Raw genomic sequence first — 15,134 nt, 5'->3', positions numbered from 1 at the left:
GCGTACGGCGCGGCCCGATTCCCGCCTCACCCGAGCGGGTGGTGGCCGTCGACACATCTGATGACGTCCACCGTCTCCGGCTAACGGCTCCGTCCGTACCGCGATGTCGTGACATCACCGTCGTCGTGGGTGTCGTGGAGAGGGGGTGCCGCCGTGGACCGCGTTCCTCCGTACGTCGCGCGGGCCGCACCCGCCGCACCGCCCGTGCCGGTGGTCCCGGCACCCCGCCGGCCGTCCGGCGGGCCGCCGCGGACGACCGCGCGGCCGTGGTGGGACGTCCCGCCCGGCCCGCCGGTGGAACCGGCCGGCCCACCGGACGCCGACGGCCGTCTTCCCGGCTTCCCCGCCGCGCTGCTGCCCCGCCCGCCGCGGCCGCCCCGCGTGGTCGGCGGCGGCCTGCTCGTCGGCATCGCGACGCTGATCGGGGTGTTCACGCTGGTCGTCGGCGCGGCCACCGCCGCGGGACCGGTCCCCGGCACCGCGGTGGCGGCCGCCGAGATCTCCGAGTGGCGCGACGGCGGCGGCCGGACCCGGGTGGACGTGATCACCCGCGACCTCGCGGCCGTCGTCCGCGCCGGTGAGCGCCGTGACGTGGCCGCGATGGGCGACGCCTGCCGGGACCTGCGTGACGACGTCGCGGCCGCGCGGGCCTACCGGCCCATCCCGGACGAGCGGGCCCAGGCGTCCTGGACGGCCGGTCTCGACGCCGGCGCCGACGGTGCGCGGCACTGCGTCGCCGGGACCGCGCTCGCCGATCCCGGCTTGCTCCGGCAGGCCGCCGACGATCTCGACGCGATGAGTGCCCACGTCGACGCGGTGGCGGCCCGGATCGCCGAGCCCACCGGGGGGTGAGCGGGGGTCACCGCAGGGACGGGGTCCTCGTGTCGTAGCCACGCCTCGTGCCGATCCGGCGCGGACGGCCGCGCAGCACCTCGCGGAAGGTCGCGGCCGAACCGGTGACGACGAGTGCGGCGAGCAGGATCTGGGTCAGCATCGTTCTTCCTCCGGTCGGTGACGGGTGGCTCCGGCGGTGCCGGGCGTTGCGCCCGGAAAGGAGCCACGACCGAGGATCCGCCGGTCCCGGTGACCCGGACAGGGGCAGGAAGGACAGCGCCCGGCAACTTCCTGCCAATCCCGTCCACGGCACGCGTGGGCGACCCGACCCCGGCGCCTGCGGGCGCGGAGGTCCCGGCGGGGCTAGTGTGCGCGGCTGTCGGGTCCGGACGAACGGGGAGGATCATGAAGTCGCGGTCGCAGCCGGCGGTCCAGGAGGACGGCCGGGCCGCCCCACAGCGGGATCCGGCGGGCGGGTCGGTGCTGAGCCCCGTTCCCGTCGCGACGGTCGCGAGCCGTGGCACGGTGATCGGCAACGGGCTCACCTGGCTCGCCGCCTGGAGCCTGCGGGTCGCGCTCATCGCCGTCGGGCTCGTGATCGCCGGCTGGGTGATCGGCACGTTCTGGGTGGTCGTCTGGCCGGTCGTGCTGGCGATCCTGCTCACGACGGTGCTGCGCCCACCGGCCGGCTGGCTCATCCGGCACCGCGTGCCACCGGCGCTCACGTCGATCGTGGTGCTGCTCGTCGGGATCGGCGCGGTCAGCGGGCTGTTCGTCGCCATCGCCCCGTCGGTGGCGGGGCAGACCCAGCAGATCACCACCGGGGTGATCCAGGCCGTCGGGCAGATCCAGCAGTGGGTCAGCGGCCCGCCGCTGAACCTGGGCGACGGCCAGATCGGTGACATCATCAACCAGGTCACCGCGCAGCTGCAGCAGAGCATCACCGCGATCGCGGGTGGCGTGCTGACCGGTGTCTCGACCGTCGCGTCCGGCCTGCTCGCACTCGTGCTCGCGCTGGTGCTGACGTTCTTCTTCGTGAAGGACGGGCCGCGGTTCCTGCCGTGGATCAGCGCCATCAGCGGACGCACCGCGGGCCGGCACCTCACCGAGGTGCTGTCCCGGATGTGGTCGGTGCTCGGCGGCTTCATCCGGGTGCAGGCCCTGGTGAGCCTGATCGACGCCGTGTTCATCGGCATCGGCCTGGTCCTGCTCAGCGTGCCGCTGGCGCTGCCGCTGGCGATCCTGACCTTCCTCGGCGGCTTCATCCCGATCGTCGGTGCGTTCGTCGCAGGGGCGCTCGCCGTGCTCATCGCGCTGGTCACCCAGGGCTTCACGACCGCGGTGCTGGTGCTCGTCCTGATCCTGGTGGTCCAGCAGGTGGAGGGGAACGTCCTGCAGCCGTTCCTGCAGGGGCAGAGCCTGAAGCTGCACGGTGCCGTCGTGCTGCTCGCCGTCACCGCGGGCAGTTCGCTCGCGGGGATCGCCGGTGCGTTCCTCGCGGTCCCGGTCGCGGCCGTCGTCGCGGTGCTGCTGCGCTACCTGGGCGAGCAGATCGACATCCGGGACCAGCGGTTCTCGGAGGAGCACCCGCACGAGATCGAGGACGGCGCCGGGGACACGACCGCCGAGGTGCCGGCACCGGCGGAGTCCGGGGCGGACGACACCACCGGACGGAACGGCGCGACCACCGTGGCGGCCACCACGGCCGGGACCGCCGACCCCGGCGACGCCGCCGGGACCGGCGGGACGGCGCCGGCCCCGCCCGACTCCGCCCGGCAGGACGGCCGCTGACCGCCCGTCGGCGGACGCGGCGGCACCGGGTTCAGCGGCGCCCGGGCAACCGGTCGATCCCCAGGATCCGGTCCAGCGCCCGGTACCGGAACGCGAGCCACAGCAGCACGAACCAGGTCAGCAGCGACGGGACGACCACGCTGAACACCGGCCGTGCCGCGCCGGTCAGGCCGAAGTAGGTCGACAGCACCGGGGTGAACACGACCCCGGCGAACGCGGCCGTGAGCGCGAGTACCAGCCAGGCGGGGCGCCGGTCGGCCACCGGCGCCGTCCACGCGGCGAAGATCCGGTGCGGCGGGCGCAGGAACAGGATCAGCACGAACGAGGCCAGGCTGACGAACGTGGACAGCCCGGTCTGGGCGCCGATCGTCGCGGCGGCCTCGGCGAAGTCGGCGTCCCGCCCGTAGGTCAGACCGGTGTAGGACTGGAACGCCTGCACGACCTGGTCCGGGGTCCGGCCACTGGTGAGGCCCTGCAGGATCGCCTGGTGGAGTGTGGTGTAGACGATCGCGCCGATGCTCGCCGTCACCACCGACGCCGGGACGACGAACCGGGCCAGGTTCCCGAGCAGGTCCGGGTCGGGCTCGTCCTCACGGGCCCATATCGTCAGGAAGAACGTCGGCACGCCCACCGTCAGCAGGGTGAGCCCGACCTGGGTGGGGGAGTACGGGAAGCCCAGCCCGAGCATCGCCACGATCGCGATGACCAGCCCCTGGGTCGCGACCCGGGCGAGGAACACGTACATCGAGACGGCGATGCCGTCGATGATCCGGCGGCCCTCGGCCCGCGCCGGGAGCAGCGCCGAGAACGAGTCGTCCACCAGCACGATGTCGGCGACGTCGCGGGTGACGGGCGACCCGCTGCGCATCGCGACGCCGACATGGGCGCCCTTGAGCGCGCGGGCGTCGTTGACCCCGTCGCCCAGCATCGCCACGTACCCGCCGCAGCGGCGCAGGGCGGCGACGATGCGCTCCTTCTGCTCCGGCGCGACCCGGCCGAACACGGTCGTGCGGGCGACGAGCCGGTCGAGCTCGGCGTCGTCGAGCGCGTCGAGCGAGGGCCCGGTGACCGGGTCCCCGGCGTCGAGCCCCGCCTGGACGGCGAGCGCGGCGACGGTCCGCGGGTCGTCCCCGGACAGCACCTTGATCGCGACGCCGCTCCCGGCGAACCGGGCGACGCTCTCGACCACCTCGGGCCGCAGCTCGTCGGCCAGCGCGACCAGCGCCACCGGCTCCAGCCGGGGCAGCGCGGGGCGCCCGTCGCGGCGGAGCCCGGCCGCCGGGTCCGCGGCCCGGGCCAGGAGCAGCACCCGCAGCCCGAGCGCCGTGCGCCCGTCGACGGCACCGTCGGGCAGCGCGGTGGTGAGGTGCGGGGCGAGTGCGTCGGGGGCGCCGAGCACCCAGGCGCCGTCGTCGGTGACCTGGCCGGACCACCGCTGCGCGGAGGTGAAGGGGACCTCGTCGCGCAGCTCCCACGGCTCGCCGGGCAGCGCCGCGGCCAGCGCGGCCGAGGTGAGGTTCGGGTCGGACACGGCGGCGGCGTAGCGGGCGAGCACCGGATCGGGGTCGGTCCCCGCCAGGGGCTCGGTCTCCTTCAGCCGCAGCCTGCCGGTGGTGAGGGTGCCGGTCTTGTCGGTGCACACGACGTCGACGTGGGTGACCGACTCGACCGCGTTGACCTGCTGGACCAGCGCGCCCTTCCGCGCGATGCGGGCGGCCCCGCGGGTGTAGGCGACGGCGATGAGGAAGAACAGCCCGTAGGGCACCAGCCCGGACAGCACCGCGGTGATCTGGACGACGCGCAGCAGGGAGAAGCCCTCCAGGAACGCCTGCGCCAGGATCGCACCGCTCATCAGCACGACCAGCGCCATCGTCAGGCGCACGACGAAGTCGATGCGGCGCTGCAGCGGCGTCGCGTCCGTCGTCGCCCGGCGGGCGTCGAGGGTCAGCCGGCCCGCGTAGCTGCCGGCGCCGACGGCCTCGGCGCGCTGCCGGGCCTCCCCGGCCACGCAGTGGCTGCCCGACCGGAGGACGTCGCCGGTCTCCTTGACGACCGGGTCGGACTCGCCGGTCAGCAGCGACTCGTCGGCCTCGGCCCGGCCGGTGAGCACCGGCCCGTCGACGACGATCTGGTCACCGGCCCGCACGAGGAGCACGTCCCCCGCGACGACGTCGGTGCCCGCGACCCGCTGCTCGGTCCCGTCCCGGACGACGGTGACACCGGCCTCGTCGAGCAGCTGGAGGTTGTCGAGCTTGCGCTTCGCCCGGATCTCCTGGACGGCGCCGATCACGGCGTTGATCAGGCCGAGCCCGACGCTGACCAGGGCGTCGTTGTAGCGGCCGAGCACCAGCAGGATGGCGCCGATCGCGAACAGGATCGAGTTGTAGAACGAGAAGACGTTGGTGCGCAGGATCGTCGCGTAGGTGCGCAAACCGCCCGAGACCGGCGCGTTCACCAGTCCGGCCCGGCGCTGTGCCGCCACCTGGCCGGCGGTCAGGCCGTGCTCGGGCGGTGCCTCGAGGATGCCGGCGGTCATGGTCCTCCCCAGCCGATGTGCCGTGCCGGGGGCCGATCATGGCAGGTGAGGCTGTGGCCCACCTGTGCGCGCACACGGACCTCAGCGGAAACCGGATGAACCGCTCGGATCGTGCGGTTAGGCTGCTCCCATGAGACGAGGCATCTGGGCCCAGAGGCTGCGCACCGCCTGCTGACGGCGGCGCCCTCTCCCCGTTCGATCCGCGCCCGCCGTCCCGGTCCCGCCGGGCGGCCGTCCCGTGCTGCCCGGCCCACTGCGAGCCGCGGAGCGATCGTTGCACCCCATCTCCGAACCCATCCTGTCCGCCCCCGCCGTCGAGGCGGGCGGCAGCGCCCACGTCCGCGCCGAGAACGTGTCCGTGACCCGCGGGTCCCGCCGCGTGCTCGACGACGTCTCCGTCACCGTCGCGGCCCGGTCCCGGATCGCCGTCGTCGGCGAGAACGGACGCGGGAAGACGACCCTGCTGCACGTCCTCGCCGGGATCGTCCGGCCCGACGAGGGCACCGTCCGCCGGGCCGGCACGGTCGGCCTCGCCCGTCAGGAGCTCCCGGCGGGAGCGGGCGAGACCGTCGGCACCCTCACCGGCCGGGCGCTGGCCGCGAGCCTCGGCGCGCTCGGCGCGCTCGACGAGGCGGCCCGTGCGATGGCCGCGGGCGACCCGGCCGCCGGCGACCGCTACGCCGCGGCGCTCGAGGCCACGACCCGGCTCGACGCGTGGGACGCCGAGCGTCGCGTCGACGTCGCGCTCGACGCGCTGGGCGCCTGCACCGACCGGGACCGCGAGCTGACGACCCTGTCGGTGGGGCAGCGCTACCGGGTCCGGCTGGCCTGCCTGCTCGGCGCCCGGCACGACGTGCTCCTGCTCGACGAGCCGACCAACCACCTCGACGCCGACGGCCTGCACTTCCTGACCCGGACGCTGCGCGCGCACCCCGGTGGGCTCGCCGTCGTCAGCCACGACCGGGCCCTGCTGCGCGACGTCGCCGACCGCTTCCTCGATCTCGACCCCACCCGGGACGGGCGGGCCCGCCTGCACGCCGGCGGCTACGACGCGTGGCAGGACGGCTGCCGCCGGGAACGGGAACGCTGGGAGCAGGACGTCGTCGAGCAGCAGGCCGAGCACCGGCGTCTCCGGGAACAGGTGTCGCAGGCCCGTGACCGGCTCAGCACCGGATGGCGCCCCGACAAGGGCACCGGGCGACACCAGCGCCAGTCCCGGGCCCCGGGCGTGGTGCAGGCCCTGCACCGCAGGCAGGAGGAACTGGAGGCGCACCGGCTCGAGGTGCCGGTCCCGCCGCCGGTGCTGCAGTGGCCCGACCTCGGCGTCCGGCCGGGTGCCCCGCAGCTCCGGGCGCACGGCGTCGCCGTCGACGGGCGGCTCGGCGGCCCGGTCGACCTGACCCTCGACGGCGGCGACCGGCTCCTCGTCACGGGCCCGAACGGGGCCGGGAAGTCGACCCTGCTGGCGGTGCTGGCCGGTGCGCTGACGCCGTCGTCGGGGGAGGTGCGGACGGCGCCGGGTGCCCGCGTCGTCCGGGTCACCCAGGAGACCGCCGCACAGGACCCGGACCGGACCGCCTGGGAGGCGCACCGCGCGCACGCCGGGCGGCTGGTGTCCCGCGGCGTGCTCGCCGAGTCCGACGTCGTCCCGCTCGGGTCGCTCGGCCTGCTCGACGCCGAGGCGGCGAGTACCCCCGTCGGCCGGCTGTCGGAGGGTGGGCGCCGCCGGCTCGACCTCGCGCTCGCACTGGCCGGACGGCCCGGGACGGTCCTGCTGGACGAGCCGACCAACCACCTGTCGGCGGTCCTCGTGGACGACCTGACCGCGGCGCTCCGGCGGACGGGCGCCGCCGTCGTCGTCGCGACGCACGACCGGCAGCTGCTGCGCGACCTCGCCGGCTGGCCGCGGCTGGAACTGCGCGCGGGAACCGGGAGAATCGGGCGGAGCACCGGTGTCCGATCCGGCCCGGCCCGTTCGTCAGCAGGGTGACCGCACCGAGAACGAGGGAAGGATCCACCGATGGCCCGCTACGTGTTCCTGATGTACGACGCCGAGGACTGGTACGACACCGCCGACGAGCAGGGTGTCGCCGACGAGGTCCGGCTGCACGAGGAGTTCATGGCGGCCGTGCGCGAGGCCGGCGCGGAGGTCGTCGGCGGGGAGGCGCTCGAGCGCTCCGCCACGGCGAGCACCGTGCGGCGTGCCTCCGGCGGCGACCCCCTGGTGACGGACGGCCCGTTCGCCGACACCAAGGAGGCACTGGGCGGCTTCTACGTGATCGAGGCGCCGGACCTCGACGTGGCGCTCCGGCTGGCCGCGGTGTGCCCGGCCGGGAACGTCGAGGTCCGCCCGGTCATGGACCTGCCCGACGACGGCGGCACCGGCTGACCACGGTGCCGGACGCCGCGACGGCCGTCCGGCGGGCGTACCGGGAGTCGTGGCGGGTGGTCGTCGCCGCCACGGCCCGGTCCGTCCGGGACCTCGACCTGGCCGAGGACTGCGCGCAGGAGGCGTTCGAGCGGGCGCTGCGCAGCTGGCCGGACGGGGTCCCGGAGAACCCGGCGGGCTGGCTCACCACGACCGCCCGCCGGATCGCGCTGGACCGGCTGCGCCGGGACACGGCGATGCGGCGGAAGCTCCCGCTGCTCGTCGAGCCCCCGCCCGGCGGCGGCGACGACGACGGCAGCGACGACGACGGCGCACCCACCGATCCGCTGCGCCTGGTGTTCACCTGCTGCCACCCGGCGCTCGCCCGCGAGTCGCAGGTCGCGCTGACCCTGCGCCTGGTGTGCGGGCTCGACGTCCCCTCGATCGCCGCGGTGATGCTGAGCGGGGAGGCGGGCGTCGCACGGCGGATCACCCGGGCCAAGCACAAGATCGCCGCTGCCCGGATCCCGTTCCGCGTCCCGCCCGACGACGAGCTGCCCGCCCGTCTCGACACCGTGCTGACCGTCGTGCACCTCGCCTACACCGCCGGGCACGCCGGATCCGGTGAGCGTCTCGCCGACACCGACCTGACCGGACGGGCGACCGGGCTGGCGCGGATGCTCGTCCGGCTGCTGCCCGGCGAGCCCGGCCCGCGCGCACTGCTCGGTCTGGTGCTGCTCACCGAGGCACGCGGCGGCTCGCGCACCGACGACGGCGGGGACCTCGTCCTGCTCCCCGACCAGGACCGGTCGGGCTGGGACCGGCGCCTGCTCGCCGAGGGGCTCGCGCACACCACCGCGGCGCTGCGGACGGGCCCGCCGCACGGCAGGTTCGCGTTGCAGGCCGCGGTCGCCGGTCTGCACGCGGTGGCCCCGACCTGGGCGGACACCGACTGGGCCCAGCTGGCACGGACCTACGACGCGTTGCTGGCGGTCTGGCCGTCCCCGGTCGTCGCCCTCAACCGGGCCGTCGTCCGCGGGCGCCTGCCCGATGCCGATCCGGCGGCGGTCCTGCGCGAGATCGACGGGCTCGCGCCGGGGCTGGCGGGCTACCCGTACCTCCCGGCGGCGCGGGCCGACCTGCTGGCCCGGCTGGGGCGGAGCGGCGAGGCCGCCGCGGCCTACGGGACGGCGCTGGAACTGACGACGAACCCGACGGAGCGGCGGTTCCTGGAGCGGCGCCGTTCCGCGCTCGTCGCCGCGAGCGACCCGGAGGTCCCGGAGGTTCCTGGAACGACGGGGTGACCGCTCACCGGCCCGCGCCGCACGGACGGTCCGGCTCCGCACCGTGAACCCGGCGGCGCCCAGCCGGTCCGCCGGCTCGTCCGGTCACGGTGCGGGCTCGACGGCGTCGAGTGTCCGGCGCAGGCCGCTGTCGAACAGCGGCTCCGCGCCACCGGGCCCGCGGACCGCCGCCCCGCCGAGCAGCCGCGCGAGCACCGGCAGCCCGTCGGACCGGCCGGAGCGTTCCAGGTCGTGGGCGGTGGGGAGCCGGTCCCCGGCGAGCGCGGCCGCACCGCGGACGTAGCCGTGCACCAGGTGCAGCACCTCCACCGCCTCGGGCAGTGGGCGGCCGCGGTCGACGGCGTGCGCGAGCAGCGCCTCCGCCCACCCGCACTCGGCCGGCCCCGCGGTGCGGTCGCCCGCCATCAGCGGCACCGCCCACGGGTGCTCGGCCAGCACGTCGCGCAGCGCCGTCGCCCACCGCTCGCAGCCCGCCCGCAGGGACCGTCCGGCCAGCTCGGGCGGTGCGCCGAGTGCCTCGTCCAGCACCAGATCGCCCAGGGCCTCCTTGCCGGGGACGTGCCGGTACAGCGACATCGGCGCGGTCCCCAGCTCGCGGGCGAGGCGGGGCATCGAGAGGGCGGCCAGCCCGTCGGCGTCGGCGACCGCCAGCGCCGTGGACACGATCGTCGCCCGGTCCAGCGACGGCCGGGTGGGGGCGGGCGGCGCGGCCCAGCGCAGGTCGGCGGTCACGAGATGATCATGACACGCAGTGCGTGGAGGGACCTACGCCTGTGGCGTACGCCTTACGCACGACCGGTCGTCCCGTCGCGCAACGGCCGCTTCGTAGGGTGGCGGTCATGGAGTGGTGGGAGGTCGCGGTCATCGCGCTGGCCGGGCTGTGGGCCGGGTTGATCAACACGGTGGTCGGCTCCGGGACGCTGGTGACCTTCCCGGTGCTCGTCGCGCTGGGCTTCCCGCCGGTCACCGCGACGACGTCGAACGCGGTCGGTCTCATCACCGGGAGCATCACCGGCGCGGTCGGCTACCGCGCCGAGCTGGCCGGGCACGGCCGGCGCCTCGCGCGCTACGCGGTGGCCTCGCTCCTCGGCGCGATCGTCGGTGCCGCGCTGCTGCTGACACTGCCGCCGGACGCGTTCGAGTCGATCGTCCCCGTGCTCGTCGGCCTGTCGGTCGTCCTGGTCGCGGTGCAGCCCCTCATCGCCCGGCGGCTGCGGAACCGGGAGCGGCCGGACCGGACCTCGTCGCCGCTGGTCTACCTTGCCGTGTTCCTCATCGGGATCTACGGCGGCTACTTCACCGCCGCCCAGGGGATCATGCTCGTCGGGGTGCTGGGGCTGCTCGTCGCGGACCCGCTGCAGCGCCTCAACGCCTTCAAGAACGCGTTGTCGTCGGTGGTGAACCTGGTCGCCGGGATCATCTACGCGGTCGTCGCGCCGGTGGACTGGGCGGTCATCGGGATCATCGCCGCGAGCTCGATCGTCGGCGGGCTGCTCGGTGCCCGGATCGGGCGCAGGCTCCCGCCCACCGTGCTGCGCGGGATCATCGTCGTGATCGGCGTGACGGCGATCGTGTTCCTGCTTCTGGAGTGACCCGGCGGTGACTGTCGGTGGCCCGTGCTCTGCTGGTCACCGGCACACCGAGCGAGGGGCCCGGCCACGTGGAGGACGAGCGGGCCGCCGAGCTGGCCGTCGCGTTCGCGGCGCTGGCCGGGCGGGAGATTGGTGGCGCCGAGGCGCGGGCCGCGGTCGCGCACGCCCGCGGGCTCGGCCCGGCCGAGGCGAACGCGATCTGGGCGCGGCACCGGCGCGCTCCCCGCACCGTCGCCCTGCGCGACTACCTCGCGATGACCCTGCGGTTCGTCGAGCAGGATCCGGCACAGCGCTGATCCCCGTTCGGGTCGTTCCGTGCGCCGCACCGCCCCGGTGGTGCGAGCATGATGCTCCGACCGACGACCCCCGCGAGGAGACCGCGTGACGCACGCCCTGCTCGACGCCGCGGAGGCGGCCCTGCCGTCGATGCTCGACGACCTGCGCGGCTACGTCGAGACCGAGACACCGAGCGACGACCGCCCCAGTCTGGAGAAGGGCCTGGCCTGGCTGGACGGCCTGGTCGCCGAGCGGTGCGGGCCCGCGTCGTCGTCGGAGTCGGTCGACGGCGGTCCGTACGGCGACGTCCGGGTGCTGGACCTCGCGGGCTCGTCCGCCGCGCCGGTGCTGCTGCTCGCGCACTACGACACGGTCTGGCCGGTCGGGACGCTGGCCGGCATGCCCTTCGCCGTCGACGGCGACCGGATCACCGGCCCCGGTGTCTTCGACATGAAGGCCGGCCTGGTGCAGGCGCTGTGGGCGATCCGGATCGCCCACAGCGCGGGGCTCGCGCTCCCTCCGCTGCGCCTGCTGCTGACCGGGGACGAGGAGATCGGTTCCCCGGCGTCGCGCCCGGTCATCGAACGGGCCGCGGACGGCGTGCGCGCGGCACTGGTGTTCGAGGCCGCCGGTCCGGGCGGTGAGGTGAAGACCGCGCGCAAGGGCGTCGGGATGTTCCGGGTCGACGTCGACGGCGTCGAGGCGCACGCCGGGCTCGACCCGACCGCCGGGACCAGCGCCGTCGACGAGCTCGCCCGGGTGGTGCTGGCCCTGCACGGCGCCCGCGACCTCGACGCCGGGACCAGCGTGAACGTCGGCGTGGTGGGCGGCGGGAGCCGGTCCAACGTCACGGCAGGGCGCGCCTGGGGCGAGATCGACGTCCGGGTGTCGAGCGCGGAGGAGATCACCCGGATCGAACGGGTGCTCGCGGAGCTGCGGCCGGCCGACCCGGCGGCGGCGCTGCGGATCTCGGGGGAGTGGAACCGGCCCGTGATGGAGCGGACCCCGCGGACGGCCGAGCTGTACGGGATCGCGCGGTCGGCGGCGTCCGGGATCGGGGTGGACCTGCCCGAGATCGCCGTCGGCGGCGCGAGCGACGCGAACTTCCTCTCCGTGCGCGACGTCGGCGTGCTGGACGGGCTCGGCGCGCTGGGGGCGGGGGCACACGCACGGCACGAACACGCACTGGTCTCCGGGATGGTCCGCCAGACGGCCCTGACCGCGGCGCTGCTGCACGCACTCGCCTGATCTCACCCGGCCGGGCGACCGGCGGCGGTGCTTTCACCGGCGTCACACGGGACGCGCGGTGGGATGGCACGGTGAGCACGACTGGGCCGAACGCCACCGACGACACCTCCGCGGCCGGTTCCCCGGCCACCCCCGCGCGGGACGCCGAGCGGCTCGAGCGCGCGGTGCTCGAGGTGAAGCGGGTGATCGTCGGCCAGGACCGCCTGGTCGAACGGATGCTCGTCGGCCTGCTGGCCAAGGGGCACCTCCTGCTGGAGGGTGTCCCGGGCGTCGCGAAGACCCTGGCGGTCGAGACCTTCGCCCGGGTGGTCGGCGGCAGCTTCTCCCGGCTGCAGTTCACCCCGGACCTGGTGCCCGCCGACATCCTGGGCACCCGCATCTACCGGCAGGGCCGCGAGGAGTTCGACATCGAGCTCGGCCCGGTCGTCGCGAACTTCGTGCTCGCCGACGAGATCAACCGTGCACCGGCGAAGGTCCAGTCCGCGATGCTGGAGGTCATGGCCGAGCGGAAGCTGTCCCTCGGCGGCCACGACCACCCCATGCCCGACCCGTTCCTCGTGCTCGCGACCCAGAACCCGATCGAGAACGAGGGCGTCTATCCGCTGCCCGAGGCGCAGCGCGACCGCTTCCTGTTCAAGCTCCTGATCGAGTACCCGGGCGTCGAGGAGGAGCGGGAGATCATCTACCGGATGGGGGCGACCCCGCCGGAGCCCACCCAGGTGCTCAGCCCCGCCGAGCTGGTGCGGCTGCAGCGCACCGCCGCCGACGTCTTCGTGCACCACGCCCTGGTCGACTACGTCGTCCGGCTGGTCGTCGCGACCCGGCTCCCGGGTGAGCACGGGCTCTCCGACGTGGCGTCCTGGATCGCCTACGGTGCCTCGCCGCGGGCGTCGCTGGGCATCGTGGCGGGCGCCCGTGCACTCGCGCTGGTCCGGGGCCGGGACTACGTGCTCCCCCAGGACGTGCTGGAGGTCGCGCCGGACGTGCTGCGGCACCGTCTCGCGCTGTCCTACGACGCCGTCGCCGACCAGGTACCGGTCGACCACATCGTCTCCCGTGTCCTGCAGACCGTGCCGTTGCCGCAGGTCAGTGCCCGTCCGGGCACGGCGCCCGCGCCCGCTGCGGCACCGGCCGGTCCGGCATGGCCGCAGGCAGGCGGCCCGGACCAGGCCGGTCCCGGCACCGGAGCGGCGAGCGGCCCGGCAGGTGGCCCGGCGTGACGGCGGGGGAGCCGGCGGGCGGTGCGACCGCCGATCTCGCCCGGCTGGAGGCGTCGCTGCGCACCCTGGAGCTGACCGTCCGCCGGCGGCTCGACGGCCTGCTGCAGGGCAACCACATCGGCCTGCTCCCCGGGCCCGGCAGCGAGCCGGGGGAGGCACGCGCCTACCAGCCCGGTGACGACGTCCGCCGGATGGACTGGTCGGTCACCGCCCGCACCACCAGCCCGCACGTCCGGGAGACCGTCGCCGACCGGGAGCTGGAGACCTGGGCCGTCGTCGATCTGTCCCGCAGCATCGACTTCGGCACCGCCGACACCGACAAGCGCCACCTCGCCCTGGCCGGGCTCACCGCCGTCGCCCAGCTCACCGTCGGCGGCGGGAACCGGCTCGGTGCCGTCGTCGCGAACGGGGCCGAGACGATGCGGCTGCCCGCGCGCGGTGGCCTGGTGCACGCCCGCGGCCTGGTCCGCCGGGTCGCCACCGCCCCGCCCGCCCCGGAGGGGGTGCGCGGCGACCTGACCGCGGCGCTCGACCAGCTGCGCCGCCCGCCCCGCCGCCGGGGCCTCGTCGCGGTGGTGTCGGACTTCCTCGGCGAGCCGGTGTGGGAGCGCTCGCTGCGGGCGCTGTCCGGGCGGCACGACCTGCTGGCGATCGAGGTCGTCGACCCGCGGGAGCTGGAGCTGCCCGACGTCGGCACCGTCGTGCTCGCCGACCCGGAGACCGGGCGCCAGCGCGAGGTCGCGACGACGCCGCTGCTGCGCCGCGAGTTCGCCGCCGCCGCGTCGGCGCACCGGGACCGGGTCGCGGCCGCGCTGCGCCGCTGCGGCGCCGCGCACCTGACGCTGCGCACCGACCGGGACTGGGTCGCCGACATCGTCCGGTTCGCCGTGGCCCGCAAGCACGCCTGGTCCGGCGGCGGGGCGACGCCGCGCGCGGGGAGGCCCGCATGACGTTCGCGAGCCCCTGGTGGCTGCTCGGTCTCCTCGCCGTCGCCGGGCTGGTCGCCGGCTACGTCTGGCTGCTGCGCCGGCGCCGCCGCGACGTCGTCCGGTTCACGAACCTGGAGCTGCTGGAGACGGTGGCGCCGGAGCGCCCCGGCCGGTGGCGGCACCTCCCGGCGATCGCGATGATCGCCGCGCTCGCGGTGCTGACGGTGGCGCTGGCCGGCCCGCAGGCGATGGCGAAGGTCCCGCGCAACCGGGCCACGGTGATGCTGGTGATCGACGTGTCGCTGTCGATGAAGGCCACCGACGTCGCCCCGACCCGGCTGGCGGCGGCGCAGGCCGCGGCCAAGCAGTTCGCCGACCAGCTGACCCCGGGCGTCAACCTGGGTCTCGTCTCGTTCGCGGGGACGGCCGCCGTGCTGGTCTCGCCGACGACCGACCGCAACGCGGTGAAGAACGGCGTCGACAACCTGCAGCTCGCCGAGTCCACCGCGACCGGCGAGGCGATCTTCACCGCCATGCAGTCGATCGACACGTTCTCCCGGTCGCTGCAGGGCGGGCCGGACCAGCAGGGGACGCCGCCGCCGGCCCGGGTCGTGCTGCTCTCCGACGGCACCCAGACCGTCCCCGGCCCGGACGGCGAGAACGAGCCCCGCGGCTCCTTCACCGCCGCGTCCGACGCCCAGCGTCGCGGCATCCCGGTCTCGACCATCTCGTTCGGCACCAGCTACGGCTCGATCGAGCTCGACGGCGGGCGCACCCCGGTCGCCGTCGACGACGCGTCGATGGAGCGCATCGCGTCGCTGTCCGGCGGCCGGTTCTTCACCGCCGCCACCGAGTCGGAGCTGCGCGCGGTCTACTCGGACCTGTCCGAGGAGCTCGGCTACGAGGAACGCGAGGTCGACGCGAGCAGACCCTGGATGATCGGCGGGGTGCTGCTGCTCATCGGCGGGCTCGGCGCCGGGATCCTGCTCGGGCGGCGGCTGCCGTGACGGGGTGAGCCATGTCCCGTGGTGATCTC

Annotated in this window: 14 protein-coding genes; 11 read left to right on the top strand and 3 right to left on the bottom strand. The window is 75.5% G+C overall.

Translation table 11 applies throughout. From position 1 onward, the window contains the following. The first annotated feature begins 153 nt into the window (after positions 1 to 153). Complete coding sequence (locus Ae150APs1_RS02855; protein ID WP_075295585.1) at positions 154 to 852, top strand: hypothetical protein; 699 nt, start codon at positions 154 to 156, stop codon at positions 850 to 852. Between the two features lie 7 nt (positions 853 to 859). Here Ae150APs1_RS02855 and Ae150APs1_RS34160 read toward each other — a convergent pair whose 3' ends face one another. After that, positions 860 to 994: a hypothetical protein gene (locus Ae150APs1_RS34160; RefSeq protein ID WP_010240261.1), complete on the bottom strand. Its 135-nt coding sequence runs from the start codon at positions 992 to 994 to the stop codon at positions 860 to 862. 245 nt (positions 995 to 1,239) lie between these two features. On the opposite strand from Ae150APs1_RS34160, the gene Ae150APs1_RS02850 reads away from it, so the two are divergent. Next, entirely contained in the window at positions 1,240 to 2,625 is a 1,386-nt protein-coding gene (locus tag Ae150APs1_RS02850; RefSeq protein WP_075295583.1) for an AI-2E family transporter, read from the top strand. A gap of 31 nt (positions 2,626 to 2,656) precedes the next feature. On the opposite strand, the gene Ae150APs1_RS02845 is transcribed toward Ae150APs1_RS02850, so the two are convergent. Next, entirely contained in the window at positions 2,657 to 5,161 is a 2,505-nt protein-coding gene (locus tag Ae150APs1_RS02845; protein ID WP_075295581.1) for an HAD-IC family P-type ATPase, read from the bottom strand. Positions 5,162 to 5,444: 283 nt separating this feature from the next. Here Ae150APs1_RS02845 and Ae150APs1_RS02840 point away from each other — a divergent pair, with 283 nt between their 5' ends. The 3 genes from Ae150APs1_RS02840 to Ae150APs1_RS02830 are packed head-to-tail and all read left to right on the top strand — an operon-like array spanning position 5,445 to position 8,833. Continuing rightward, positions 5,445 to 7,151, top strand: coding sequence for an ABC-F family ATP-binding cassette domain-containing protein (locus tag Ae150APs1_RS02840; RefSeq protein WP_349289902.1), 1,707 nt, complete (start codon positions 5,445 to 5,447; stop codon positions 7,149 to 7,151). Positions 7,152 to 7,181: 30 nt separating this feature from the next. After that, positions 7,182 to 7,550: a YciI family protein gene (locus Ae150APs1_RS02835; protein ID WP_010229691.1), complete on the top strand. Its 369-nt coding sequence runs from the start codon at positions 7,182 to 7,184 to the stop codon at positions 7,548 to 7,550. A gap of 5 nt (positions 7,551 to 7,555) precedes the next feature. After that, on the top strand, positions 7,556 to 8,833 hold the full coding sequence (locus Ae150APs1_RS02830) for a DUF6596 domain-containing protein (RefSeq protein ID WP_075295577.1): 1,278 nt from the start codon (positions 7,556 to 7,558) through the stop codon (positions 8,831 to 8,833). Between the two features lie 84 nt (positions 8,834 to 8,917). On the opposite strand, the gene Ae150APs1_RS02825 is transcribed toward Ae150APs1_RS02830, so the two are convergent. Beyond that, positions 8,918 to 9,565, bottom strand: a complete 648-nt coding sequence (locus Ae150APs1_RS02825; protein ID WP_083679897.1) for a TetR/AcrR family transcriptional regulator — start codon at positions 9,563 to 9,565, stop codon at positions 8,918 to 8,920. A gap of 107 nt (positions 9,566 to 9,672) precedes the next feature. Here Ae150APs1_RS02825 and Ae150APs1_RS02820 point away from each other — a divergent pair, with 107 nt between their 5' ends. From Ae150APs1_RS02820 to Ae150APs1_RS02795, 6 genes are all read left to right on the top strand, one after another. Next, positions 9,673 to 10,425, top strand: a complete 753-nt coding sequence (locus tag Ae150APs1_RS02820; protein WP_010229696.1) for a sulfite exporter TauE/SafE family protein — start codon at positions 9,673 to 9,675, stop codon at positions 10,423 to 10,425. 17 nt (positions 10,426 to 10,442) lie between these two features. Then, entirely contained in the window at positions 10,443 to 10,721 is a 279-nt protein-coding gene (locus Ae150APs1_RS02815) for a hypothetical protein (RefSeq protein WP_075295575.1), read from the top strand. Positions 10,722 to 10,806: 85 nt separating this feature from the next. Then, positions 10,807 to 11,949 carry a M20/M25/M40 family metallo-hydrolase gene (locus tag Ae150APs1_RS02810; protein ID WP_083679896.1) on the top strand — a complete coding sequence of 381 codons (1,143 nt, stop codon included), beginning with the start codon at positions 10,807 to 10,809 and terminating at the stop codon, positions 11,947 to 11,949. 71 nt (positions 11,950 to 12,020) lie between these two features. Next, entirely contained in the window at positions 12,021 to 13,169 is a 1,149-nt protein-coding gene (locus Ae150APs1_RS02805) for a MoxR family ATPase (RefSeq protein WP_075295573.1), read from the top strand. Then, positions 13,166 to 14,119 carry a DUF58 domain-containing protein gene (locus Ae150APs1_RS02800; protein ID WP_060576622.1) on the top strand — a complete coding sequence of 318 codons (954 nt, stop codon included), beginning with the start codon at positions 13,166 to 13,168 and terminating at the stop codon, positions 14,117 to 14,119. Before Ae150APs1_RS02805 ends, Ae150APs1_RS02800 begins: the two co-directional genes overlap by 4 nt. After that, positions 14,116 to 15,105, top strand: a complete 990-nt coding sequence (locus Ae150APs1_RS02795) for a VWA domain-containing protein (protein ID WP_010225225.1) — start codon at positions 14,116 to 14,118, stop codon at positions 15,103 to 15,105. The genes Ae150APs1_RS02800 and Ae150APs1_RS02795 overlap by 4 nt, the downstream gene beginning before the upstream one ends. Positions 15,106 to 15,134 lie beyond the last annotated feature (29 nt).

The organism is Pseudonocardia sp. Ae150A_Ps1 (assembly GCF_001932315.1).
GTDB lineage: Bacteria > Actinomycetota > Actinomycetes > Mycobacteriales > Pseudonocardiaceae > Pseudonocardia.
The sequence above is the reverse complement of the archived record's forward strand: the minus strand, read 5'-3'. Positions and strand labels throughout refer to the sequence as shown.

Coding starts and splice junctions, on each gene's coding strand:
- Ae150APs1_RS02845 (WP_075295581.1), bottom strand. CDS start 5,161: ATGACCGCCGGCATCCTCGAGGCACCGCCCGAGCACGGCCTGACCGCC.
- Ae150APs1_RS02820 (WP_010229696.1), top strand. CDS start 9,673: ATGGAGTGGTGGGAGGTCGCGGTCATCGCGCTGGCCGGGCTGTGGGCC.
- Ae150APs1_RS34160 (WP_010240261.1), bottom strand. CDS start 994: ATGCTGACCCAGATCCTGCTCGCCGCACTCGTCGTCACCGGTTCGGCC.
- Ae150APs1_RS02835 (WP_010229691.1), top strand. CDS start 7,182: ATGGCCCGCTACGTGTTCCTGATGTACGACGCCGAGGACTGGTACGAC.
- Ae150APs1_RS02850 (WP_075295583.1), top strand. CDS start 1,240: ATGAAGTCGCGGTCGCAGCCGGCGGTCCAGGAGGACGGCCGGGCCGCC.
- Ae150APs1_RS02795 (WP_010225225.1), top strand. CDS start 14,116: ATGACGTTCGCGAGCCCCTGGTGGCTGCTCGGTCTCCTCGCCGTCGCC.